Consider the following 23,283-nt stretch of genomic DNA (forward strand, 5'->3'; position numbering starts at 1 on the left):
AAGTAATACTCAGCGGAATTCGCATCTCAGTCGCCGCCCTTCATGACAGGCTCGGGTTGCTCATCCCGCGCAGCCGGCGTGCGCACTCCAGTGGCTACCGGCTTGAGGCTTGGAACCAGCGCCACAAATGTGCCCAGAACAATCAGCACCACGCCCGCCCAGATCCAACTGACAAGGGGATTGAGAAACGCCTTGATGATTGGCTGCCCTGTATCGGGATTGGTGCCCTCGAAGACCACGTACAAATCCCAGCTCGGAACGGAGTGAATCGCGACCATGGTCTGGGGTTGCTGGCTGGCAAGGTAGACGCGCTTTTCAGGCGCCATCTGAAATTGCCTTTTGCCATTGCGATATACATCGAGGAGCGCGTAATCGGAGTTGTAGTTCGCGTTCGAGTCCTGCGTGAAGCCGACGCACTCCAGCGTGTAAGGGCCGACGCTCATTTTATCGTGCAGAGCAAGTTCTTTTTCGGTGTTGCGATTGAACGCCGATCCCGCAAGGCCAATGACGATGATCACAACCCCGATATGGACCAGGTAGCCCCCATAGCGGCGCGTGTTGCGGCGCGTGAGCAGGTACATCGAAGAGGCCAGATTCTTGTGAGATTGCCTGGAAATTACGCCGGCTCCGCGGAAAAACTCAGACAGAATCGCCGTCATGACACTGGCTGCTAACGCAAACGCAACCAGCGCGTAGAAGTTGCCGGGATCGAAAGCGCCGTCTTTCCACGGGCGAACGCCAACTGCGAGACAAACGATGACCATGGACCACAGGGCAATCGACGGTAATACGAAGTTGCGTCGAACAGCCCGAAACGAGGTTGCACGCCAAGGAAGCAGCGGGCCGACGCCGGTGAGGAAGAGCAGGAATAGCCCGATGGGGATCGCGACGCGATTATAGAAGGGTGCGCCAACCGTGACCTTGCTGCCTTCGACGTATTCGCTGAGGATGGGGAAGAGCGTTCCCCAGAGAATCACGAAGCAGGCGGTCAGCAGCACAAGATTGTTGAAGAGGAAGCTTGACTCGCGGCTCACTAGCGACTCAAGGCGATGCTCGGCCTGCAGGTGATTGCGCTGCAGGATGTAGGTGAAGGTGCAGACGGCGAGCACAATCCCCATGAAGACGATGAACCAGGTGCCGATGGAGGATTGCGCGAACGCGTGGACGGAACTTACAAGGCCAGCGCGGGTCAGCAGCGTGCCGAGAAGAGTGAGCAGGAAGGTGGAGAAGATGAGCCAGACATTCCAGCTCTTCATCATCCCTTTCTTCTCCTGCATCATGACCGAGTGCAGAAATGCCGTACCGGTGAGCCATGGCATGAAGCTGGCGTTCTCAACCGGATCCCAGCCCCAGTAGCCGCCCCAGCCGAGCACTGCATAGGCCCAGTGCATGCCGAGGAAGATACCGCAGGTCAAAAACAGCCACGTCACCATTGTCCAGGAGCGCGTGATCTTGATCCACTTTTCGCCGGGGTACCGCATCATGAGGGCGCCGAGCGCGAATGCGAAAGGAACCGAAAACCCCACGTAGCCGAGATACAGCATCGGGGGATGGATCACCATCTCAGGATACTGGAGCAGAGGGTTCAAGCCGTTACCATCGGCGGGAAGAGCGCCCCTGAGCAGGGAGAAGGGCGGCGCCGCGAAGTTCACGACGGAAAGGAAGAAGACCTGAATGCCGGCCATGATTGTCCCGGCATAGGCATAGAGCTTTACGTCGGTCTTATGACGGAGGCGGAGGACGAACCCGTAGGTCGCGAGCAGCCAGCACCAGAGGAGCAGGGAACCCTCCTGGCCGCTCCACAGAGCTGAGAATTTGTACCAGCCGGGGAGAGCGCGGTTGGAGTGCTCCATGATGTAGGTGATGGAGAAATCGTTGGCGAAAACCGACCACACCAGGGCAAATGCCGCTGCCGTTACCGCGACAAACACGGCAATTCCGGCTCGGCGAGCCGTGTCGGCCAGCCGTTCCGGGGCAATTGGCGCAGGCTGGCCGGTGGTCAGTAGCCTCAACGCGACAATGCCAGCAAAGAGGTTATACGCGGCCAGCGCTAAAGCGATGAGAAGAGAGAGACTTCCAAACGTTGCCATCAGAGCTCCATCTCTGATTCTCGCACTGAGGACTAATGCCTTAGGGGAATCGAACGAGCTTATTCTCAATCATTTTAGGCTTGTGAAATGTGATTTGCCTCACACAAGGGGTGGTGAGGGCTGTCTCGGCGCGTAGTTCTTGCAGTTCTTCATGCCGAGCGAGGATCGTAACGGGCCGGGCTGCAAAGTGAGCTCACAGGATGCCAGAACCAGCAGAAGTCGGGCGTTTCGCTGGCTTTGGGAGATTGGCTTTCTGCTTCATGAGAGCCTGAAACCGGGGGTCATCGGCCAGTTTAGAGGCAGGCCCATGCACCTCCCCGGGAGAACCGGAAGTGAACCTAGCCCTGAAGTCCTCAAATTCCTTTTCCTGACTCGCGCTGGCTTCTTCGAGAAGCTGCAGCGCCTCCGATCTTCTGTCGTCTTTCAAACATCCAAAGGCTTTCAGGGTTCTGGAGAACCCGTATGCTCCCACGTACACGGGCGGGGCACAACTCTCCTGGACCGCAAACTCGGCATTCAAAAGACCGCGTTCGCCATCTCGCGCATAAGCGGCGGACATCTTTTCCGTAACTTCCCTGAGCCAAGCGTCCTTTCGAATCTCCGCCGTCGCTTTCGATTCCCTCAAATACCTGGGATAGTCCCGCCGCTCGTATGCGATTGCCGCCAGATACCAGTGAGCTATTCCGAGCCTGGGTTCGGAGCGCACCGCCTCCATCAGGAGTTCGATTCCCTCTTTCTGCGATCCAGTCCAATAAAGCCTGTCTCCCTTAACGGCCAGAATTGAAGCTGAAGCCGGATCAAGGTCCTGGGCCTTGTTGATCTCCGCAAGGCATTCGCTGTCTCTATTCTGACTCGCAAGCACGTTGGAAAGCCACAAGTGTGCCAGCGGATCTTTGGCATCAAGCTGGATAGCCAGATGAAGTTCCTTTTCCGCCTCGCCATAGTTGCCGCTTCTCCACACCGCATATCCCAGCGCACGATGCGCTTCTGACAAGGAGCCGTCCAGTTCCGCGGCTTTTCTGGCCGCAGCCATTCCCCTGTCGCGAGCGTCATCGTCTTGCCGGGTCCCGTAAATGAAAAGCATCTCGTAGGTGTCGGCCAAGCCGGCATAGGCATGCGCGTCGTTGGGATTGTGAACGATTGCCTGCGTAAAGTCGTCGAGCGCGCGATTCAGGCTGTCAGGGGTTCTCTGGTTCCATTCAAATCGACCTTTAAGGTAGAGGTCGTGAGCCAGTGTCTCTTCAGCATCTGAAACCTGAGTAACGGCGGGCCGAATTGAGCTTGCCATTCCGATCCCGGCGGTAGCAGGGACGCGCTGCCGACTCCAATTGCCGAATGGATGAGCAAAGCTGGCGTAGATTCCGGCTGCGGCGAGCGCCGCCGCCATCCCAATTAAAGCAAGCCTAACCCGGCGCGCTTTTCCCAGCCTGCCACTTCGGCCGGCAGGCTCACCCGGCCGCGGCTCAACCTTGCCCTCGCTCACAGCTCCAGTCTCAGCGGTGCCAGATGTCGCCGGATCGCTGGTGGCCAAGTCGTCGGCTTCCAATTCGCTCGATTTGCCTCTAAGCCAAGCCGCCAGTTCGCTTGGATAGGCATATACACCGCCGCGTTCTCCGCCGGGAACGCGATGCACGGGAAGACCTCGCTCGCGTTCCCAGCGCCTTACAGTCCGCTCGGCGCGATCAAGGAACGAGGCGATCTCCTTCCACGAGACGAGGATCTTCTCTTGCTCCGGATTTTCAGCCCGAAGGGGAAGCACGGCCAAATCCTTCCAAGGCCCAAAACTGATCGAGTACGGAGATGGTACGCTTTGCCCTTTTCCGCTGTCCAGTGAACGATTTTTGAAACCCCGGCCTGAAATGGCCGTTGTTGGCCGATCCCGTCACTTGCTTGCCAACCTGAACAAATGAGATGGGTAAGAACGCGATCAGGGGTAAATCGTCGGGACAATTTCTTGCGGGGCGTAGGGAGTTGACTTTCTGCGTCGAGGCCCAATTGCGTCCTGTTTCTCCGTTCTTCGCCGCATTTTCGCAGAGACTCCGCGATGCGTGATTCACGTTCCCAGCCTTTAGGAGGCCATTCTCGATGACGATCTTGACTAACGCTGCAGCCGATGTGCGGGTGACGTTAAACCGATGCGATTCGCAGCAGTCTGCGCGCACTTGGATACAGAGGGTGCGAATGCGAAGCGCGGTCGACTGGGTTCTGCGTCGCGGTTTTGTGGGAGGGCTGGGAGCCTGGTTGTTTCTGGCAAGCTGCATTTGCCTGCCGGTTTCAGGACAAACAGTCACGGCGACGGTCCCTGCGGGTCAGGGCCCTGCTGCTGTGGCCGTGAATCCAAGAACAAACAAGATTTACGTTGCCGATTTCTATGGCGATACCAATGGCATAACGGTCATCGATGGAAAGACCAACACGACCAAGACGCTGACGACGATTACAGGTCAAACCGCCGTAGCTGTGAATCCGCTCACCAACATGATTTACTTTGTCGACGCATACAACTACCTCACGGTGGTAGACGGCTCCAACGATACGGTGGTTGCCACCGTGACTGTGGCACCGGACCCCGTAGCGGTAGCCGTGAATCCGGCAACCAACTTGATTTACGTGGCCAGCGATACTGGGAGCACCGTGTGGGTGGTTGACGGCACCACTAATACTGTGACGGCTAAGAACCCCCTCGCGGGAGGCCCGAACTTTCTGCAAGGTTTTATTCCCAGCGCGGTGTTCGTCAATCCAGTGACGAACCAAATCTATGTGACCTGTCAAAGCGCAGACATGCTGATCGACGGGAAGACGAACACAGTGACCCAGCTGGCCTATACGGGCGGTCTCGTTGGCGGCGGTCCGATGGGAGTGGATCCCATAACGAACACGATTTACGCAGTACAAGGCGGCAACAGCACGGTGCTGGTGATCGACGAGGCGACAAATGCGCTAACGACGACGGTCTCGTCGAACCTCGTAGCCCCACTTGACGTGGCTTTGAATCCAGTCACGAATACCGTTTACGTGCTTAACACCCTTATAGACGACGTAACGGCAATTGACGGGACGTCGTACGCGACGACCCTGGTGAAAGACACGAACGCAAGCGGCCCGATCGCCGTGACCGTGAACCCAACGACAAACCAGATTTTCGTAGCCAACTCTAAAAGCAACAATGTGACGGTGATCGACGGCACGACGTACGCCACGACGCTCGCTGTCGGGACGGAGCCCGTTGCCATTGCGGTGAATCCTGTGACCAACACGGTGTACGTGGCGAATAGCAGCAGCAACAACGTGACGGTGATTGCCGGCACCGGAACGGCGCAGGCCATTCCGCTCACCACCACGATCACTCCTTTCACGGGAAACCAGACTTCGAGTTCGACTCCCACGTTCAATTTCTCCGCCGCCAGCACCTTTGCTCCCGTCGCTCCGCCAGTGGAAGCCGTTTATTTCCTAGTGGACTCCTTGCAAGGGCCGTGGACGCAGGCGACCAGCACGGGAGGCGGAAAGTTTAGCGGTACGACGACCCTTCAGAATGGTTCCCACACTCTCTACGCCTTCGCTACAGACGGCCAAGATGCCACCTCAACGATCACCGGTGTGCAGTCAAGCCCGTTAATCGGCAGCATTGCCAGTTACACCTTTACGGTAGCGGGCTCCGGCTCGCCGTTCTCCGCTTCGCCCTCCCCGCTCACCTTCGGCAACCAGACCGAGGGGACAACCAGCAGCGCAAAGACGTTGACGATTACGAACTCGGGCTCGACCAGCTTGTCGATCAGCAGTGTCGTCGAAGGCGGCGTTGACGCGGTTGACTTCCCGATCGGTTCCGACGCGTGCAACAGCGCGACTGTGGCGGCAGGGGCCACCTGCGCGATCAGCGTGAAGTTCGCGCCCACCACGGCAGCCGCCGAATCGGCAACGCTGACCTTTGTAGACAATGCTTCGGACAGTCCGCAGGTAGTGAACCTGACTGGTACCGGTGTTGCTCCGGTTGCGACGGCGTCGACAACGGCGCTTTCGGCTTCGGCGACTTCCATCGTCGTTGGCACGAGTGTGACGTTGACGGCCACGGTGACTCCGGCGTCGGGTACACCGACGCCCACTGGTACCGTGACATTCAAAGACGGATCGACCACGCTCGGCACGGGCACGCTCAACGGCTCGGGTGTGGCCACGTATGCCGCTGCTTCTCTGGCAGAGGGCGCGCATACGATTACTGCCAGCTACGGAGGCGATTCGCGTAACCTGGCGTCCGCTTCAACGTCGGTCGCCGCTATTGTTACCGCTGCGTCAAGCACGACCACACTGACTTCTTCGGCGTCGTCTGCCGTGGTGGGCTCGAGCCTTACGTTCACGTCGACGGTCACGGGTGGATCAGGAGGAGCGGCACCCACTGGAACTGTCACGTTTAAAGATGGCACAACGACTCTGGGTACCGGCACGGTGAATGCTTCCGGAGTAGCGACATACGCTACGTCCGCATTGGCGGCGGGGTCGCACAGCATCACCGCGAGCTATGGAGGGGACACGAACAATGCGGCATCTGTATCGAGTAGCGTTACAGTCGTCGTCTGGCCGGGACCTGCGGATTTCACGATGGCGCTCTCTCCCGGCAGTGGTTCCTTCAAAGCCGGCAAGCCCGCGACCGTCACCATCACGGTTACCTCAGTGAATGGCTTCAATGCTGCCACGACATTGAGCTGTGGCACTCTGCCCAAGAACACCACGTGCGCCTTCTCCTCGAGCAGCATTACTCCCGACGTGTCGGGGATGGCGACTTCAACTCTGACGATCACGACCGACACAAAGCCCGCAAGCGCCATCGATCAAGTTGCAAGGGGAAATATATCCGGGCATGCACCGGTTCGCAATCCGATCGTCTCCGCGTCTGCTGCGTTGGCGCTTGTTCTGATTCCGCTGTTCGGGGCGCGGAACCGGAAGCTCAGGCGAACGCTTCTGACCCTGAGCTGCTTCGGACTTCTTGCGGTGCTGATCTCAACCGGGATCGCGGGCTGCGGAGGGGGCCCAACCACGCCGAAGGGGAACTACTCGGTCCAGGTAACAGGCGCGTCGGGATCGACGAGCCACTCGGCTACATTCTCGCTGACAGTGCAGTAAGTGCAGAAAGTCCCCGGCGACAGGAATGCCGCCGGGGATACAAACTGAGTGGATCGTTGGCAAGCGGAGAAACGAAGGACCGCGCTCTGATTAGCCGAACAGGAATTCCTTTTCGCGAAGTTCTTTGATCGAGTCGCGCAGTTTGGCGGCTTTTTCGAACTCGAATTTGCGGGCGGCTTCGCGCATGTCCGTTTCGAGTTTCGTGATGAATGCGTCGACGTCGGCCTGCGAGTTGAATTCCGGCAGACCCGCCGCCTCCTCGACTTCGATCTCGCCGTACTCGGCCTTGAGAATCTGTGCCAGGCCCATATCCATTTTGTTGATGATCGACTGAGGCGTGATGCCATGTTCTTGGTTGTAGGCGTGCTGGATGGCGCGACGACGATCGGTTTCGCCAATGGCCTGCTTCATCGAGTCGGTCATTTTGTCGGCGTAGAGGATCGCACGGCCTTCGAGATGGCGCGCTGCACGGCCCATGGTCTGAATCAGCGATCCGGTTGAGCGGAGAAAGCCTTCTTTATCGGCATCGAGGATTGCCACGAGAGAAACCTCGGGCAGGTCGAGGCCTTCGCGCAACAGGTTGATGCCGATAAGCACGTCGAACTCGCCTTTTCGCAAACCGGCCAGCAGCTTTACGCGCTCCAGCGTTTCGATCTCCGAGTGCATGTAGCGGCAGCGGACGCCGACTTCGGTGTAGTAGCCGGCAAGGTCTTCAGACATGCGCTTGGTGAGAGTGGTGACCAGAACACGCTCGCCGCGCTTGGCGCGATCGCGAATCTCGCCGAGCAGGTCGTCGATCTGGCCTTTTACCGGGCGGATCTCGACTTCAGGATCGACGAGGCCGGTGGGGCGGATGACTTGCTCGACCACGACGCCTGCGGAGCGGGTCAGCTCATATGGACCCGGCGTTGCGGAGACATAGATGGTCTGGTGCACACGATTCTCAAACTCATCGAATTTCAGAGGCCTGTTATCCATCGCCGAGGGGAGACGGAATCCGTAGTCGACAAGGTTTTGCTTGCGACTGCGATCGCCGTGCCACATGCCGTGCACCTGCGGGATGGTCGCGTGGCTTTCATCGACGAAAAGCAAATAGTCGCGCGGGAAATAGTCGAGCAGCGTTGGTGGAGCCTCGCCGGGCAGGCGGCCGGAGAAGTGGCGCGAGTAGTTCTCGATGCCGTGGCAATAGCCCATGGACTTGATCATTTCGAGGTCGAAGCGTGTTCGTTGATGCACGCGCTGCGCTTCAACCATGCGCCCCTCAGCCTCAAGATGCGCCACCCACTCGTTGAGCTCGGCAACGATGGAGTCGATCGCCTGGGCTTTCCGCTCGGGCAGTACGACATAGTGGCTTTTCGGGTAGATCGGCAGTCGCGCATATTTCTGCTTGACGGTACCGAAGAGTGGATCGATTTGAGCGAGCGACTCGATCTCGTCGCCAAAAAGCTCGATGCGATAGGCTGACTCGTCGTAGGTGGGATAGACCTCGATGATGTCGCCGCGCACGCGAAAAGTTCCGCGATGGAAGTCCACGTCATTGCGTTCGTAGAGGATTTCTACCAAACGGCGGGTGATGTCTTTGCGGCTGATGCGCTGGCCCTTTTCGAGGAGGAGCAGCATGCCGTAGTAGGCCTCCGGCGAGCCCAGGCCGTAGATGCAGCTAACCGAGCTGACGATGATAGCGTCGCGCCGCTCGAAGAGGCTTCGGGTCGCAGACAAACGGAGTTTGTCCAACTCCTCGTTGATGGTGGCTTCCTTTTCGATATAGAGATCGCCGGCGGGGATGTAGGCCTCGGGCTGGTAGTAGTCGTAGTAGCTGACAAAGTATTCGACGGCATTGCCGGGGAAGAACTGCTTGAACTCGTGATAGAGCTGGGCGGCGAGCGTCTTGTTGTGCGCGAGGATGAGGGCGGGCCGGTTCGACTGCTCGATCACCTTGGCCATGGTGAAGGTCTTTCCCGAGCCGGTGACGCCGAGCAGCACCTGGTGTTTCTCGCCCGCGCTGAGACCCTCCATCAGTTCCTCGATGGCGCGGGGCTGGTCGCCGCGAGGCTTGTAGCTGGTCACCAACTGAAAATCCATTGGAAGATTATAGATGAAGAGCGAAGATTAGGCGAAGAGCAGGGGGTGAAAAGAGGGGCAAGTCTCTACTCCATTCCCAAATCCTGCCGAGGATTGCCAACCATCTTCTGCGGGTCAATGGCGCGGTCGAAGTCATCAGGCGATATGAACCCGCCGCCAACTGCCGCATCGCGCAGGCTGATCTTCCGTTCAAAAGCGATGTGTGCGATTTTTGCCGCATTTTCATAGCCGACCAGTGGGCTTAACGCGGTCACCAGCATCAAGGAGTTCTCGACGTTCCTTGCGATCTGCTCGCGGTCGAGCGTGACTCCTTCAACGCCGTATTGCCTGAATTGCACGCAGGCGTCACCGAGGATGCGCGCGCAGTGGAGCACGTTCCCGATCACCAGGGGCCGCATCGTATTCAATTCAAAATTCCCCAGCGAACCCGCAAACGCGACGGCAGTGTCCTCACCGATCACCTGCGTACACACCATCACCATCGCTTCCTGCTGCGTAGGATTCACCTTGCCGGGCATGATCGAACTTCCCGGCTCGTTTTGTGGCAGCATGAGTTCGTTCAGACCTGCTCGTGGTCCCGAAGCGAGCCAGCGCAGGTCGTTTGCAATCTTCATCAGCACAATGGCCAGCGAACGAAGTGCCGCACTTGCAGCGACCATGGCATCCACCGAAGCCATTGCCGCGAACTTGTTTGGTGCCGAAACGAACGGACGATGCAGGAACTCGGAAATCTTTGCCGCGACGCGCGGGCCGAAATCGGGCGGCGCGTTCATTCCCGTACCGACGGCGGTTCCGCCAATCGCGAGCCGGTAAAGTCCCTGCATCGATTCTTTAATCAGCAGCAGCGCATCCTCGAGTTGCGTCGCATATCCTGACCACTCCTGCCCGACGGTTAGTGGCGTTGCGTCCTGAAGATGAGTCCGGCCGATCTTCACCACGTCGACCCACTCGCGTGCCTTCGTCCAGATCGCCTCTCTTAGCGCGGAGACTGCGGGAATGAGATAGTTGTCGAAGGCAAGCACTGTGGCAATGTGCATCGCAGTCGGGAACGTATCATTTGACGACTGGCTCATGTTGACGTCGTCGTTGGGATGAACCGGAGCCTTGCTGCCGAGTTTTCCGCCTGCGAGCTGGACGGCCCGGTTGCCGATGACCTCGTTCACATTCATGTTCGTCTGCGTGCCTGATCCGGTTTGCCAAACGCTCAGAGGGAACTCGCTGTCGAGCGCGCCGGATATTACCTCCCCGGCAACCGTTGCAATCAGATCGGCTTTCCACGCAGGCATTGCGTCGATCTCGCCATTCACCAATGCCGCCGCCTTTTTTACATAGCCATATGCGCGACACACTTCGATCGGCATGCGGTCTTCGCCGATCGCAAAGTGAATAAGGGAACGCTGCGTCTGGGCGCCCCAGTAGTGTTCGGCTGGAACATCGATCGCGCCCATCGAATCGTTCTCTTTGCGAATACCGGTAGTCCCCGTGCCGATGAGAAGTTTTTGGATACTCGGAGGCTTTGTGCGTTTTGTGGGATTTCGATCTGTCATCTGTTCGTCCCCCTCCGGAGCCGCCCCGTGACTACTGGTGGCTACTGGTCGTCATCGTCCGCATCTGGGCCACCCCGGATCACGGAGATGGCGGCGCCATACGGCTTCATCTGGTATTCGTTCGGGGGGATGTCGCCGGCAAGATAACGCACGAAGTAATCCCAGCGGCGGCGCATCATGTACTGCGATGCAGGGCCATAGCCGTGCGGCACATTGGGGATCAAGATCAGGTCGAAGTCTTTGTTGGCCTTGATCAGGGCGTCCACCATCAGCAGAGTATTGTTGGGCGGCACGTTGTCGTCCATGGTGCCGTGCGCCAGCAGCAGGTGGCCTTTCAGGTTCTTGGCGAAGTTCTGGTTGGCTTGCGAATCGTAGTTACTGGTGCCGTCGGGATTCTTTACCTCGATCCCGGCCCACTTTTCGGCCCAGTCGTCTTCATAGTCGCGCTCATCGTGGTTGCCGCTTTCCGCGATGCCGACCTTGAAGAAATCAGGATAATGCAGCATGGCGGCGCCGGTTGCGTTTCCGCCGCCGGAGTGTCCCCAGATTCCAACGCGATCGAGATCGATGAAAGGGTACTGCTTCGCGAGATCTTTCATGCCGGCGACCTGGTCGGGAATGGTGTTGTCGCCGAGGTTCGCGTAGTAGGCCTCGTGAAACGACTTGGAGCGGAAGGGTGTTCCCATGCCGTCGATGCAGACAACGATGAAGCCGAGCTCGGCGAGGGCCTGATTGTCTCCATGGGCTCCACGGAAGTCGCGGGCACCGCAGGAGCCGATCTGCGGGCCGGGATAGACGTAGTTGACGATCGGATATTTCTTCGATGGGTCAAAGTGCGTTGGCTTGAACATGAAGCCGTAGAGGTCGGTCGTGCCATCGCGGCCCTTTACGGTGATCGGCGTGAGCGGCTGCCAACCGGCAGCGAGCAGCGGTGCAATGTCCTGCTTCGCCACGTCCATCACCGTCTTGCCTTCGTCATCGCGCACAACGGTGACTTGCGGCTGGGTCGGCGTTGACCAGGTATCGGTGAAGTAGCGGCCGTCGTGCGAGACTTTGATGCGGTGATCGGCGTTCTCGGGCGTCAACAGTTTCAGTCCCGTGGCGTCAAAATTCAGGCGATAGAAGTATTGGTAATAAGGATCGCGACCTTTCTCCTTACCGACGCCGACGAAGTAGATGACGCGCGCCTTGTCGTCGACATACAGAACCTGCGTGACGTTTCCCGGTCCCTGGGTGATCTGGTTTTTCAGTTTGCCGGTGGAGAGGTCGTAGAGATACAGATTTCCCCAGTTGTCGCGCTCGCTGAACCACAGGATGTCATTCGAATCGGGCAGGTAATGCCAGTTGATTTTGCCGTTGCCGCTTTCGTAGAACTCAGGCACGGTCTCGCCCATCACTTCGCGCACATCGCCGGTTTCGGCGTCGGCCAGGCGGAGCCACTCCTGCTTGTGATCGCGCGAGGTGGAGACGAACGCCAGGTGTTTTTCATCGGGACTCCATTCCACGTCGGAAAATGTGTCGCCTTCGCAGGAGATGTCGTCGCACAAGGTCGAACGATGTTGATCGGGGGGCATCTTGAGGCGAATCACCTTGCGCGCGTCGACGTCGATGATCACGCGCTCGATCATCGTCACGTCCTTATCGCCAACGAGCGGGTATTTCCACGTCTTCAGTTCAGGATGCGTGTTGGTAACGGGGACAAGGTACATCTCACCGTCCTTGCGCTGATCCTGTTGAAACGTGGCAATTTTCTTTGAGTCGGACGACCACAGCAGGATGGCGGAGTCTGAATGCTTCCAGCCCGCGTTGTCCGTCGCATAGCCGAAGTCTTTTACGCCGTCGGTGGTCAACTGGGTCTCGGCGCCTGTCGCCAGGTCGCGCACCCAGAGATTCCAGTCGCGAATGAAAGCGCCGAGCTTCCGGTCGGGTGAAAGGTTCATGGGCGCTTGCGCAGGCTGGCCCGGCCGGGCGGTCCCTCCCGAGATCGCTTTGCACGAGTCCGATTGGGCGCCCAGGGTGCATTGGTATGTTGCGCCGCGCATTTTGAATTCCAGCGTGCGATCGCCGTCGCTCAGCGCAATATCGGAGAGCTGCAGGTGCCGGGCATCGAGTCCGGGGCCGCCTTTCGCGATCTCTTTCAGCGCGGCTGCCAGTTTTTCGCGGTCGAAAAGCGGTGCGCGCGATCCCTTTGCCGGGTCGATGATCACGTAACTAGTTCCGCTTTCGTCCACCTCGCGATACCAGAAGCGATCGTTATCGAGCCATTGCGCATTCACCTGGCCTTTATAGGCAAGCGGATTCACGTTGTAGGCCATGAACTTTTCGGCCGCCGCATAATCCTGATCGGTATACCGGCGCGGTTGCTGGGCAAGTGCGGGAACGCAAACCAGGACAAGAACCGCACCCAGGCCCGCAATCGATTTCGCACGTGTGATCGCAATCATCTGTTCGGATTCCTCTGCTGCAGACACACCCGCGCCTTGGAGGCAACGGAGTTTCCGCTATGTTGTAGATCGGAGAAGATGTAGTTCGTTCGCAATTCTATACGCATCCGCCTCAAATCGAGGAGCGAACGCCGCATTGCAGGAGCGGAGCTCGCGTCGGGCGGCGATTCGTATGTGCCTTCGGCCATGAGCTCTGAATCCGCTCAAGTTTGCGTATTATCCTACGAATAAACGATAAGAATCGTATAAAATCGACCGATATGCGACTGGGCTACCCTTCTAACCTATACGTAGACTCCATTTGTCCTTCCTCACCCGGCGCCAGGCGGTTTCGTTACGTTGTCCTGCTCATGGGTTTTGCCGCGCTGGCCTTGCCGAACGCTCAGGCGCAGAGCGGAAGGTCGTTTATTGCGCGGTACCAGGAGCGAGTGTCGGCGACGCAGGCAGAGCAGCCTCACTGGATCACTCCGCTGGTCACCGTTACGCCAAGGTTGGAGCAGGAGGTTCGGTCTGACTTTGTGCGCCAAACCAATTCCAAGTTGCAGGAGACGTGGAATTTTGGGAATGGGAAGGGTCTTGAGATTATTCCGGAGCGGCACATCGAGCTGCTGTTCAACTTCCCGCCGTTTATCGCACACCAGGCGGGCGCGGGAAACGATGGCTTTGGCGACGTTTCATTCAACTCAAAGTACCGTTTCTATGCGCGCAATGAGGAACACGGCAACGCGATCATTACGGCTTTCCTCGCGGGTTCGTATCCGACGGGGAAGAATGGCAACGGCAGTTGCTGTGCTTCGATTACTCCCACGTTGGCGGTTGGCAAGGGATTTGGGCTGGTGGCGCTGACATCGACGGCAGGCGGGTCAATACCGGCGAGCAACACCGCCAAGCTCGGGCACACAATTGCGTGGAACAACGTCATCCAGTATCGCGTGGCTCACACCGGGGCGGGGCGTCTCTTCTGGCCCGAACTGGAATCGAACAGCAGTTTCTTCAAGGGCGGCTCCAACGATGGGAAAGCGACGAGCTTTCTGACGCCGGGCATTGTCATTGGCCGCATTTCGCTTGTTCACGATGCGAGCGGCAAACCGGGACGGCTGGGTCTAACGTTTGGAGCCGGGGAGCAGATCGCGGTGACTCACTTCTACAGCAATAACCACAACCTGGTCTTTACGCTTCGCATGCCGTTTTAGTGATTGTGGATCGCGGCAATGTTCAGCCGCACGAGTGTGTGTGCGACAGGGAAACTCCAACGGAGAAATCCTATGAAAGGTTTATTCGGATTCGCAGTTTCAAGTGTTGCTCAGGCGGGTCTGGCCATGGTCCTGTTGGCAGGTATCGCACCTGTGCGTGCCCAACAGATCGGCCAGATGGATCATGCCAAGTCCGCGGCGGCCTCGACGAAACTCACTGTCAACGGACTTGACGGAAAAACCGTCAGAATCACAATTGCGGACCTTGCCGTGCACTTCTGATCCGCGCAAGCGTGGCTGGTTTGTCTGTCTGATCGGCAGCAGAGCGGCAACGTGACGCCGCCTTCGGACTGTGCTATTTTCAAAATCAGGCGTTTGTCGTCATTTTTGACGTCCTCGCCTTCCGATGAGATCCCAAAACCGAACTCCCCGATCGTCCCAGATTCCTTCTGTCACCGCTCCCTGGATATTCGCGGTCGTGTGTGGACTGGGAGTTTTCTTCCTTGTCATTTGCCTGCAGTGGCTGGTCTATGACGACTGGCTGCACCAAAGTGCACCGCTGCACCTGCTGGGCAGCGCTGTTGCATTCGTTCTCACCTTTGTGTTCGCGTTTCGATGGCAGATGGCGGCCCGCAGACGCAAGATCGAGACGCTGCACCGCTTCGAGACCATCCGCTGGATGAATGACCGGATTCGCAATTCGCTGCAGGCGATTGAATGCCTTGTCTATGCCAGCAATCCGCACGCGATGGACCCGGTGAAGGAAGCTGTCGATACGATTGAGGAAGTTCTGGACGAGGTGCTGTCGAATGCGCACCCGGAAACGTCTGCGCAGATCAGCGATCTTCAGGAAACCCGCTCACTGAGCCAGTCTTGATGGCGGGGGCAGAGAAGCTACCTTAACATCGCACCGAGATTCGCCTTGATCGAGGGGCTGGCTGCCGTTCCTGTAATCGTCAGCGGGATTCCGCGATTCGATACCGGGGCCGGCTTTGTTCCCGGATGCAGGAAGCCTCCGACAATGCCGCCAACCGCATTGACGGCGGTATTGGCAACGGCACCCACGGCATTGGACGAATTCAGTTTTGCCGTCAGGTTGAAATCGATGGCTCCCGACTGAGCGACCGTTCCTTCGCCGGTAGCGGAGCCAAGCTGGGGAAGATTGCCATAGATGTCGGTGATTTTCGCGCCTTCAGGGGAAGAGCTCACATTTGCTTTGAGCACCTGGATCTCTGTGCCGGCGGATGTTCCGCCAAAGGGATTCAGGCCCTGAATCTTCGATCCCAGGTCGAATCCGGCGAGCCTGGTGTTGTCAATCTCGACGGGCCCTGCGAGGGTTGCGGTCGTTGCCGGACCTTTGACCGTGATGTTTGCGGTCAGCGTTCCTCCCTGGAGCGAAGAACCGCTGGGCAGGTGGATGCCGACGACGGGGAGCAGGCTCTCAAGCTGGTCGATAGGAACGTTGGGCGCAGCCAGATGCAGGTTGAGCATGACAGCCTGTGCAGTGAACTGGAAGGTACCGTTGACATGGACTGCCGCCGATCCAGCGTGCACGGCGAGATCCGAGACGGTTGCGAGGCGCGATTCGAGATTGTCTGAGACGGTGTAGTCCATCTCAACCGGGTCTTGCGCCGGTGATCCCCTGGGCACAAGTTGCAGGCGCATTGCCTTGATCTTCCCTGTGCTCGAGACGGTGACGCTATCGGACTTGATCTGGGCATCCACGTCATCCACCATCGTAATTCCCTTGCTCTGGTCGATGATGCCGGATGCGACCGGATCGAAGTCGCGCAGTTGCAACGTGGCCTGGAACGGGGTCTGGGTTGTGTCTTTTTGCGAGATCGGGCCCGCATCGCCGGTGAGCTTCAGAGAGCCCTCACCCGGTAGCCTGGTGGAAAGATCGAACGGAAAAGACTTGAGAAACGAGAAGTGCTTTACGGTCAGATTGACTGCTGAATATCCAAAGGGCTTTTGGGTCAACGGGATGGATGAAACCGTGGCGCTTCCATCGGTGATTTTCAATTCGTCTACGGTCAGGTCGGGCACTGAGCTCGGCTGGGCCTGGCCGGACGCCGCCGCCGCCGCGCCCCCGATGCTGGAGAAGTTCCATTTCCCGCTCCCGTTCTGGATGAGCTGGATCGAGGGAGTGTCGATGTTCAGCCGGGTGATCCGCACCTCGTGATGAAGAACGAGAGGCAGAATCTTCACGCCAACGTCCAGTCTTTTAGCCTGGATGAAGGGAAGAGCACTGTAGGCCGGATCATCGGCGATAGCAATGTCATCTGCCACGAGATTTCCGGCCAGGATAGATAGGGTCAGGCGTCCCATTGTCACTTCACGGCCGAGAGCCGACGAGAGCTGACTCTCCACCGTCGGTCTGAAAGCGTCCGCGTTGACGAAGACCGGCACCAGGGTAACGACGAAGATCATGAGAAGCACGACGGCAGCGGCAGGTAGAGCCCATTCCTTTTGCATGCGGTTCCTTCTCCAGTCCAGGCTGGGACGATTGTATCGCCCCATACCGACGCCCGTTCAAGAGTGCCATCGTCGAGGAATTGCGGAATATTGGACGGAAAATCGTCTACCAGGGCAGCGGCTTACCCATGTGGAAGTAGCCGCCCGTGGGTCCATCGTCTGGAAGCGTTGCCAGGGCCGCGCTGGTCTTGCCTCCGTCGCTCAGATCCATCGGCGCGCTCTGGCCCCCCATGTCGGTTTTGACCCAGCCGGGGTGCGCGGAGTTCACTTTGATTTTGGTATCTCGTAACTCGTAGGCAAGGTGCACGGTGAATGCGTTAAGGGCGGTTTTGGAGGCGTCGTAGGCAAAGGACTTTGCGTGGTAAATCGGCGAATTCGGGTCGGCATGGAGCTTGAGCGAACCCAGAATGCTGGACAGATTCACGATGCGTCCTGCCGGGCTCTTTTTAATGAGGGGCAGCAGTTTTTCCGTTAGTTCCACCTGGGCGAAGAAATTGGTTTCGAAGACCTTGCGCAGCAGATCCATCGGCACATCGGCGGCACGATGCTCCGGGCCTTCTCCGGGGAATGCGCCTCCGGCGATTCCCGCGTTATTTACAAGGATGTCGAGCCGCGCGTAGTTGGAATCAAAGTAGTCGTAGGCGGCCTGGTAATCGGCCGGCCTGGTGATATCGAATTGGATCATGTCTGCGGCGACGTCGGCGGCACGCAGCCGGGCCAGCGCCTGCTCGCCCTGCGTTTTGTCGCGAGAGCCGATTACAACCTTGATGTCAGATTCCTTGTTCTGTCCGAGGTCGAGGGCGGTCTGGAAGCCGAGTCCGCGATTGCCACCGGTAATGAATGCGATCTTTTGTTCCATGGGCCGAGTTTCTCCTGTCGAGCCTTGGATTCCAGAGGGGCAGATTACGGTGCAGGAATTCAGTATTGGGTGGAACCGAAGCGCGCAATGTTTGACAGGACAAAGGAGATTGTCCCCTATCATGGAGAGAAGCCCTCCAATTCGTTTGCATGGTGGGTGGAGAGCGACTAAGGTTCAAATTGACATAGCTTGGAGCCTGAATGCGCCTTTCTGATTCCCCGGAACAGGACGCAGCCGCTACGGCTGGGATCAGACGTTCCGAACTCGCTCACTTTGCGCTTGAGAACCTGTTCGATATCTCACCTGACGCCATCTTTGTCACGGATGCGCAAGGCATTATTCGTGTCGCAAATCCGCGTACCGTCGAGCTGTTTGGTTATAGCCAGTCGGAGCTAATCGGCCAGCCGATCGAAGTCCTCGTCCCTGAGCGCTTCAGGACGCATCACCCGGCACATCGCGATAACTATCATGCTCATCCGCGAGCCCGCCAAATGGGTGCGGCCTTGAACCTTTTCGGGCTGCGCAAGGACGGCACGGAATTCCCGGTCGACATCATGCTCAAGCCGTTGACAATGCCGGAAGGCACGATTGTGCTGAGCATCGTCCGCGATGTAACTGAGCAGCATGCAGCCCAGCAACTTGCGCGGCGCAAGGACCTTCAACTTCGATCTTTGCTCGACGGCGTCCGGGACTATGCCATCTACCTTCTCGACACGGAGGGGTACGTCACAACGTGGAATCCAGGCGCGGAGCGGGCCAAGCAATATAAAAGCGAGGAGATCATCGGCAAGCACTTCTCCCGCTTCTTTACGCAGGAAGATATCGACCGTGGGCGCCCGGCAGAGTTGCTGAAGCTTGCTGCGCAACGCGGCCGAATCGAAGACGAAGGCTGGCGCGTGCGCAAAGACGGTTCGCGTTTCTGGGCGAATGTCGTGCTCACAGCGATTCGCGACGAAACCGGCGAGCTGACGGGCTATGCGAAGGTGACGCGCGACTTTACCGATCGCAAACGCGCTGGAGAAGCCGTGATGCTGCAGCTGAGTCAGGCGCTGCTGGCCAATATGGATGTGCGCAAGCTTTTGTCGGCCATTTCCGCGAGCCTGCAGGAGGTCGTTCCGCTGGATTGCGCCACGCTGGGTCTGTACGAGGAGGGAACCAATTCGATCATGGTGCAGTTTCTCGACGTCAGCGAGAAGCAGCCGAGCCGTGGAGATGTCCGCGTACCGGTGCAAGGTTCGCCTGCGGGCAGGGCCTTTCTGACGCGGGAGCCGATCCGTATCGACCGCATCGAGAGGAGTGAGTTCTCGCGGGAAAGCGTTCAACATTTGACCAGCCTCGGTATGCAATCTGGTTGCTGGGTACCGCTAGTGCATCGCGGCCAGGCGATCGGCGCGCTTGCGGTTGCCAGCAGGATCGAACGCGCATTTGGCGAGAGAGAAACCGAAATGCTGGTGCAGGTGGCCGACCAGGTGGCGATGGCGGTCAGTAACGCGATGGTATTTCGGCAGATTGCCGACCTGCGCGATCGCCTGAGCCAGGAGAAACAATACCTCGAGGAAGAGATCAATCTCGAGAATCGCTTCGAAGACATTGTGGGCGAGAGCGGCGGACTGCGCCAGGTGCTCAAGCAGATTGAGACGGTCGCACCGACCGACGCGACCGTACTGATCCAGGGCGAGACGGGAACCGGAAAAGAACTGCTGGCCCGCGCCATCCATCGGCTGAGCCCGCGCAAGGATCGCACGTTTGTCAAGGTGAATTGTGCCGCGATCCCCGCGGGACTGCTGGAGAGCGAACTCTTCGGCCACGAGAAGGGGGCATTTACGGGGGCAATCGCCCGCAAGGTCGGCCGGCTCGAACTCGCGCACGAGGGCACGCTGTTTCTCGACGAGGTGGGGGAGCTTCCACTCGACCTGCAACCAAAGCTGCTTCGGGCGATTCAGGAAAGAGAAATTGAACGGCTCGGCAGCACGCGCTCCATTCCCATCAGCATTCGTCTTGTTGCCGCCACCAATCGCGACCTGGGGCAGATGGTTGCCGAGAAGCAGTTCCGCAGCGACCTCTACTATCGGTTAAAGGTGTTTCCGATCTTCGCTCCCCCGCTGCGCGATCGTGCTGACGACATTCCGGTGCTGGTGCGCCACTTTGTGTCGACGCACAGCCGGCGCATGGGAAAGAACATCGAGACCATTCCCGAGGAAACGATGCAGGCTCTCTGCCGCTGGCCGTGGCCAGGAAACATCCGCGAACTGGAGAACTTTCTGGAACGCGCCGTGATCCTTACCCGCGGGCCTCAACTCTACGTTCCGCTTGCCGAGCTCGAGACCAAGGTAGCCGAGGAAGAAGCGGAGCTGGAAGAGCGGAACCCGAATCTGTACGCCGCGGAGCGCGAACACATCCTGCGCGTGCTGCGCGAGACCAAGGGCCAGATTGGTGGAACGGACGGCGCGGCGGAGCGGCTTGGCCTGAAGCGCACGACTCTGAATTCGAAGCTCAAGAAACTCGGCATTGAACGCAGCGACTATATGTAGGGTTGCGTGGCGGCAGTTGCGAGCCTGCTGAGGCGGTTTTTCTTAAGCAACGACGTCGGTTTGTGACGACATCTCGTCCGGTGACGATATTCCGTCTTCGTCACTTCGTCACTTTGAGTTGGTCAGATTGGTCTCTCTGAAGATTTCCGCAAAAATAAATCCTTCAAATTCAGCCACTCACAGCCATCGTTTACTCGTCACACAAGTTTGGCACGCCAGTTGCCTTAGTAGTGGTCGAGGCCAGTGAGGGCCTGGATACGTTGCGAATCACATTTCAAGATACCGAGGAAGCAATAGAGATGAGGCTGGAAGGCCGAGTGGCCGGGCCATGGGCGAGTGAACTCGACCGTGTCTGGGTGGATACGGCTCCGCGCGTGGCCGCGAAGAAACTCATCATCGATCTGCACAACGTTACATACGCCGATGCCGCCGGCAAGAACGTACTGAAATCGATTTACGCACAGACTCACGCCGAGTTTGTCACAAACACACCATGGGCCAGGTTTTTAGCTGAAGAAGTCACCGCAAGCGAACCCGTAAACGTCGAAGAGGGAGAGTAACAATGCTGATGACACGCGATACGATGAATACCTCGCAAGGGCAGAGTCAACGGGCAGGCGAATTCTTCAAGGGGCTTTCGCCGGCGGCGCTGCAGGACCTGGAGTCGATGGAGTTCCCCACGCTGTATCAACCGGGCATGCTGCTGTTCTCTGAGAAGGCTGCGCCCGAGGGCATCTTCATCGTGGTGTCGGGCGAGGTCAAGCTCTCCATCAACTCAAGCGAGGGCAAGCGTCTGATCCTCAGTATCGCCAAGGCCGGCGAGGTGCTGGGTCTCTCATCGGTTCTTTCGGGACTGCCGAGCGAGATGACGGCCGAGGTTTTGTATCCCTCGCGCATTGCCATCATCGAGCGCGATCAGTTCATCGCTTTCATGAGCCGCCATCCCGAGGTGTACCAGGTAGTGACGCAGGAACTGAGCCTGCAGTACAAAGTTGCCTGTGAGCAACTGCGTACGGTCGCGCTCTCTGGCTCGGCCCCGGAGAAACTCGCCCGCCTTCTGCTGGAGTGGAGCGAGAACGGCCAGAAAACCGACGCGGGTACACGCGTTCGCTTCTGCCTGACGCACGAAGAGATTGGCGAATTCATCGGTGCATCGCGGGAAACTGTCACGCGCACACTGTCGACGTTCAAGAGCCGCCGCCTTGTTGCATTTCACGGTTCGATTCTTGAGATCCCCAGCAGAGTGGCACTGGAGCATCTTGCCGGAGTGTAAGAGAGAATCCCAAACGGATTTGCAGTCGTTCGTTGGACAGTGTTGTTGATTTTCTGCGTTGTTGATTTTCCGCCACGATTTATATCGACATATATAGTTGGGCCCGGGTTCGTGGCGGCGCACTTATAAAAATCCCGAGTGATGCGCACGGAAGCCTTCGCGTTACAATGGCAGCCAACCAGCTGCATTCACCTCCAGGAGGCTTCCATGCGCAGGGTCCTTCCCGCAATTCTTTCGCTTCTGATTGCATTTGCAATTGCTGCGCCGCTCATGGCGCAAGGTGCTCCGCCGCAGACGAGCGCCGATCAGCCCTATACCGTTGAGTACTACTACAAGGTGCAATGGGGTCATCAGCAGGAGTTTCTCGATCTCTTCCTCAAGAATCACTACCCGCTATTGAAGAAGATTCAGTCCACCGGCCGCATGCTCTCGATCAAGATCGAGGCGCCCGCGTACCACACGACGGAAGACGGCCGCTGGGATTACCGGGTCACCATCCGCTATAAAAACTCCACTGTTGCGACGACCTCAAATCCTGATGAGGAAGCATTGATCAAGCAGCTTTGGCCGGACCAGGACACCTACAAACGCGAGGAACAACGGCGATTCGAAATCCTCGCAGGGCACTGGGATCTGCCGGTCACGGATATTACGCCGCACTAGTTAACGTTATTTTTGTTACGGTCTGCGTCTCCATTTTTCGACCAGGTCCTCGGCGGCGTGGGCCCAGTTGGGAATATTGAACGTGAACCCACGGTTGAGCAGCCTGGTGGGAACCACGCGGCGGCTCTTCAACACCAGCTCGGTCTCGGTACGCATGAAGAATGCAGCGATTTCAAGCAGCGGAGCGGGGGCTGGGATTCCATTAGGCATGTTCCAGGCTTCGCGCAGGATTGCCATGAATTCGCGATTCTGTTCGGGGTTCGGGGATGCGATGTTGACCGGGCCTTCGAGATCCTCGCGTGCGATCAGGAACTCCACGGCACGGGCGAAGTCGTCTTCGTGAATCCATGAAACCCACTGCCGTCCGTTTCCTTGTTTTCCGCCGAGTCCTATGCGCACCAGGTTGGACAACACGGCAAACGCATTTCCTGGGACCGGGCTGAAGGTGATCGCCGAGCGCATTGCCACTTTGCGGGTGTTCGGTGTGTCGGCTTTGAAGAATGCCGTCTCCCAGTCGCGCGCCACACGAATGGAAAAGTTCCAGGTATCGGGCACTCCGGATTCGCGGCCGCCGAGTTCGCCGGTCTTCTCGTCCATCGGGCGATCGAGGGCATGGCGGTAAATGGTCGCCGTGGAGGCGTTGAGCCAAACGCGGGGTGGATTCGCGAGCGATGCGATGACCTGGCCGAGGAGGCGGGTGGATGCAATGCGCGAGTTGTAAATCTCCACGCGATTGTCAGGCGTATAGCGGCAATTGACGCTGCGGCCGGTGAGATTGATACAGACGTCGGCACCGTCGAGATAGTCCGTCCAGAGGCCCGGCGTCTGCGCGTCCCAATGCACGGTCTGCCACTCGGCCGTATGCGGTCCGCGGGTGAGAACGATGACCTGGTCGCCGCGGCGCTGGAAGTGCCGCGCCAGAACGGTCCCGATCTGTCCGCTGCCACCGGGAATGACAATGCGCAGCGGACGCACTGCCGCAAAACGGCTCGTCTCCATCAAAGCGAGTGT

16 protein-coding genes are annotated in these 23,283 nt (G+C 58.4%); 8 read left to right on the forward strand and 8 right to left on the reverse strand.

The features are described 5' to 3' along the window. Positions 1-26: 26 nt before the first annotated feature. Positions 27-2,090, reverse strand: a complete 2,064-nt coding sequence (locus WCA10_RS14155; RefSeq protein WP_472823179.1) for a heme lyase CcmF/NrfE family subunit — start codon at positions 2,088-2,090, stop codon at positions 27-29. A gap of 193 nt (positions 2,091-2,283) precedes the next feature. Next, positions 2,284-3,849: a hypothetical protein gene (locus tag WCA10_RS14160; RefSeq protein WP_472823180.1), complete on the reverse strand. Its 1,566-nt coding sequence runs from the start codon at positions 3,847-3,849 to the stop codon at positions 2,284-2,286. Between the two features lie 422 nt (positions 3,850-4,271). Here WCA10_RS14160 and WCA10_RS14165 point away from each other — a divergent pair, with 422 nt between their 5' ends. Then, on the forward strand, positions 4,272-7,205 hold the full coding sequence (locus WCA10_RS14165; protein ID WP_472823181.1) for an Ig-like domain repeat protein: 2,934 nt from the start codon (positions 4,272-4,274) through the stop codon (positions 7,203-7,205). A gap of 90 nt (positions 7,206-7,295) precedes the next feature. Here the strand turns inward: WCA10_RS14165 and uvrB are convergent, their stop codons facing one another. From uvrB to WCA10_RS14180, 3 genes are all read right to left on the reverse strand, one after another. Next, positions 7,296-9,287 carry an excinuclease ABC subunit UvrB gene (gene uvrB, locus WCA10_RS14170; protein ID WP_472823182.1) on the reverse strand — a complete coding sequence of 664 codons (1,992 nt, stop codon included), beginning with the start codon at positions 9,285-9,287 and terminating at the stop codon, positions 7,296-7,298. 65 nt (positions 9,288-9,352) lie between these two features. After that, positions 9,353-10,834, reverse strand: a complete 1,482-nt coding sequence (gene fumC, locus WCA10_RS14175; RefSeq protein ID WP_472823183.1) for a class II fumarate hydratase — start codon at positions 10,832-10,834, stop codon at positions 9,353-9,355. Positions 10,835-10,875: 41 nt separating this feature from the next. Then, positions 10,876-13,278, reverse strand: coding sequence for a S9 family peptidase (locus tag WCA10_RS14180; protein ID WP_472823184.1), 2,403 nt, complete (start codon positions 13,276-13,278; stop codon positions 10,876-10,878). A gap of 260 nt (positions 13,279-13,538) precedes the next feature. Between WCA10_RS14180 and WCA10_RS14185 the strand changes: the two genes are divergently transcribed. The 3 genes from WCA10_RS14185 to WCA10_RS14195 all read left to right on the forward strand — a co-directional run bounded on the left by WCA10_RS14185 (position 13,539) and on the right by WCA10_RS14195 (position 15,348). Then, positions 13,539-14,471 (forward strand): hypothetical protein, encoded by a 933-nt coding sequence (locus WCA10_RS14185; protein ID WP_472823185.1) that lies wholly within the window; start codon positions 13,539-13,541, stop codon positions 14,469-14,471. Positions 14,472-14,543: 72 nt separating this feature from the next. Further along, positions 14,544-14,753 (forward strand): hypothetical protein, encoded by a 210-nt coding sequence (locus WCA10_RS14190; protein WP_472823186.1) that lies wholly within the window; start codon positions 14,544-14,546, stop codon positions 14,751-14,753. A 196-nt stretch (positions 14,754-14,949) separates the two neighbouring features. Further along, a complete protein-coding gene (locus WCA10_RS14195; protein WP_472823187.1) occupies positions 14,950-15,348 on the forward strand; it encodes a hypothetical protein in 399 nt (132 codons plus the stop codon). Positions 15,349-15,365: 17 nt separating this feature from the next. Here WCA10_RS14195 and WCA10_RS14200 read toward each other — a convergent pair whose 3' ends face one another. Together WCA10_RS14200 and WCA10_RS14205 are read right to left on the reverse strand one after the other, a co-directional pair. Further along, positions 15,366-16,991 (reverse strand): AsmA family protein, encoded by a 1,626-nt coding sequence (locus tag WCA10_RS14200; RefSeq protein ID WP_472823188.1) that lies wholly within the window; start codon positions 16,989-16,991, stop codon positions 15,366-15,368. 61 nt (positions 16,992-17,052) lie between these two features. Then, positions 17,053-17,805: an SDR family oxidoreductase gene (locus tag WCA10_RS14205; protein ID WP_472823189.1), complete on the reverse strand. Its 753-nt coding sequence runs from the start codon at positions 17,803-17,805 to the stop codon at positions 17,053-17,055. 200 nt (positions 17,806-18,005) lie between these two features. On the opposite strand from WCA10_RS14205, the gene WCA10_RS14210 reads away from it, so the two are divergent. From WCA10_RS14210 to WCA10_RS14225, 4 genes are all read left to right on the forward strand, one after another. Then, positions 18,006-20,336, forward strand: a complete 2,331-nt coding sequence (locus tag WCA10_RS14210; protein WP_472823190.1) for a sigma 54-interacting transcriptional regulator — start codon at positions 18,006-18,008, stop codon at positions 20,334-20,336. A 299-nt stretch (positions 20,337-20,635) separates the two neighbouring features. Then, complete coding sequence (locus WCA10_RS14215) at positions 20,636-20,896, forward strand: hypothetical protein (protein ID WP_472823191.1); 261 nt, start codon at positions 20,636-20,638, stop codon at positions 20,894-20,896. Positions 20,897-20,898: 2 nt separating this feature from the next. Next, positions 20,899-21,609, forward strand: a complete 711-nt coding sequence (locus WCA10_RS14220) for a Crp/Fnr family transcriptional regulator (RefSeq protein ID WP_472823192.1) — start codon at positions 20,899-20,901, stop codon at positions 21,607-21,609. 207 nt (positions 21,610-21,816) lie between these two features. Continuing rightward, positions 21,817-22,272, forward strand: coding sequence for a hypothetical protein (locus WCA10_RS14225; protein WP_472823193.1), 456 nt, complete (start codon positions 21,817-21,819; stop codon positions 22,270-22,272). 15 nt (positions 22,273-22,287) lie between these two features. Here WCA10_RS14225 and WCA10_RS14230 read toward each other — a convergent pair whose 3' ends face one another. Beyond that, positions 22,288-23,271, reverse strand: coding sequence for a TIGR01777 family oxidoreductase (locus WCA10_RS14230; RefSeq protein WP_472823194.1), 984 nt, complete (start codon positions 23,269-23,271; stop codon positions 22,288-22,290). Positions 23,272-23,283 lie beyond the last annotated feature (12 nt).

This window comes from Occallatibacter sp. (assembly GCF_049582745.1).
In the GTDB taxonomy this organism is placed as follows: domain Bacteria; phylum Acidobacteriota; class Terriglobia; order Terriglobales; family Acidobacteriaceae; genus Telmatobacter.

Bases quoted from the DNA above. Each gene is read 5' to 3' on its own strand.
- WCA10_RS14155 (WP_472823179.1), bottom strand. From the start codon at position 2,090: ATGGCAACGTTTGGAAGTCTCTCTCTTCTCATCGCTTTAGCGCTGGCC.
- WCA10_RS14165 (WP_472823181.1), top strand. From the start codon at position 4,272: ATGCGAAGCGCGGTCGACTGGGTTCTGCGTCGCGGTTTTGTGGGAGGG.
- uvrB (WP_472823182.1), bottom strand. From the start codon at position 9,287: ATGGATTTTCAGTTGGTGACCAGCTACAAGCCTCGCGGCGACCAGCCC.
- fumC (WP_472823183.1), bottom strand. From the start codon at position 10,834: ATGACAGATCGAAATCCCACAAAACGCACAAAGCCTCCGAGTATCCAA.
- WCA10_RS14180 (WP_472823184.1), bottom strand. From the start codon at position 13,278: ATGATTGCGATCACACGTGCGAAATCGATTGCGGGCCTGGGTGCGGTT.
- WCA10_RS14185 (WP_472823185.1), top strand. From the start codon at position 13,539: ATGCGACTGGGCTACCCTTCTAACCTATACGTAGACTCCATTTGTCCT.
- WCA10_RS14190 (WP_472823186.1), top strand. From the start codon at position 14,544: ATGAAAGGTTTATTCGGATTCGCAGTTTCAAGTGTTGCTCAGGCGGGT.
- WCA10_RS14200 (WP_472823188.1), bottom strand. From the start codon at position 16,991: ATGGGGCGATACAATCGTCCCAGCCTGGACTGGAGAAGGAACCGCATG.
- WCA10_RS14205 (WP_472823189.1), bottom strand. From the start codon at position 17,805: ATGGAACAAAAGATCGCATTCATTACCGGTGGCAATCGCGGACTCGGC.
- WCA10_RS14210 (WP_472823190.1), top strand. From the start codon at position 18,006: ATGCGCCTTTCTGATTCCCCGGAACAGGACGCAGCCGCTACGGCTGGG.
- WCA10_RS14215 (WP_472823191.1), top strand. From the start codon at position 20,636: ATGAGGCTGGAAGGCCGAGTGGCCGGGCCATGGGCGAGTGAACTCGAC.
- WCA10_RS14220 (WP_472823192.1), top strand. From the start codon at position 20,899: ATGCTGATGACACGCGATACGATGAATACCTCGCAAGGGCAGAGTCAA.
- WCA10_RS14225 (WP_472823193.1), top strand. From the start codon at position 21,817: ATGCGCAGGGTCCTTCCCGCAATTCTTTCGCTTCTGATTGCATTTGCA.
- WCA10_RS14230 (WP_472823194.1), bottom strand. From the start codon at position 23,271: ATGGAGACGAGCCGTTTTGCGGCAGTGCGTCCGCTGCGCATTGTCATT.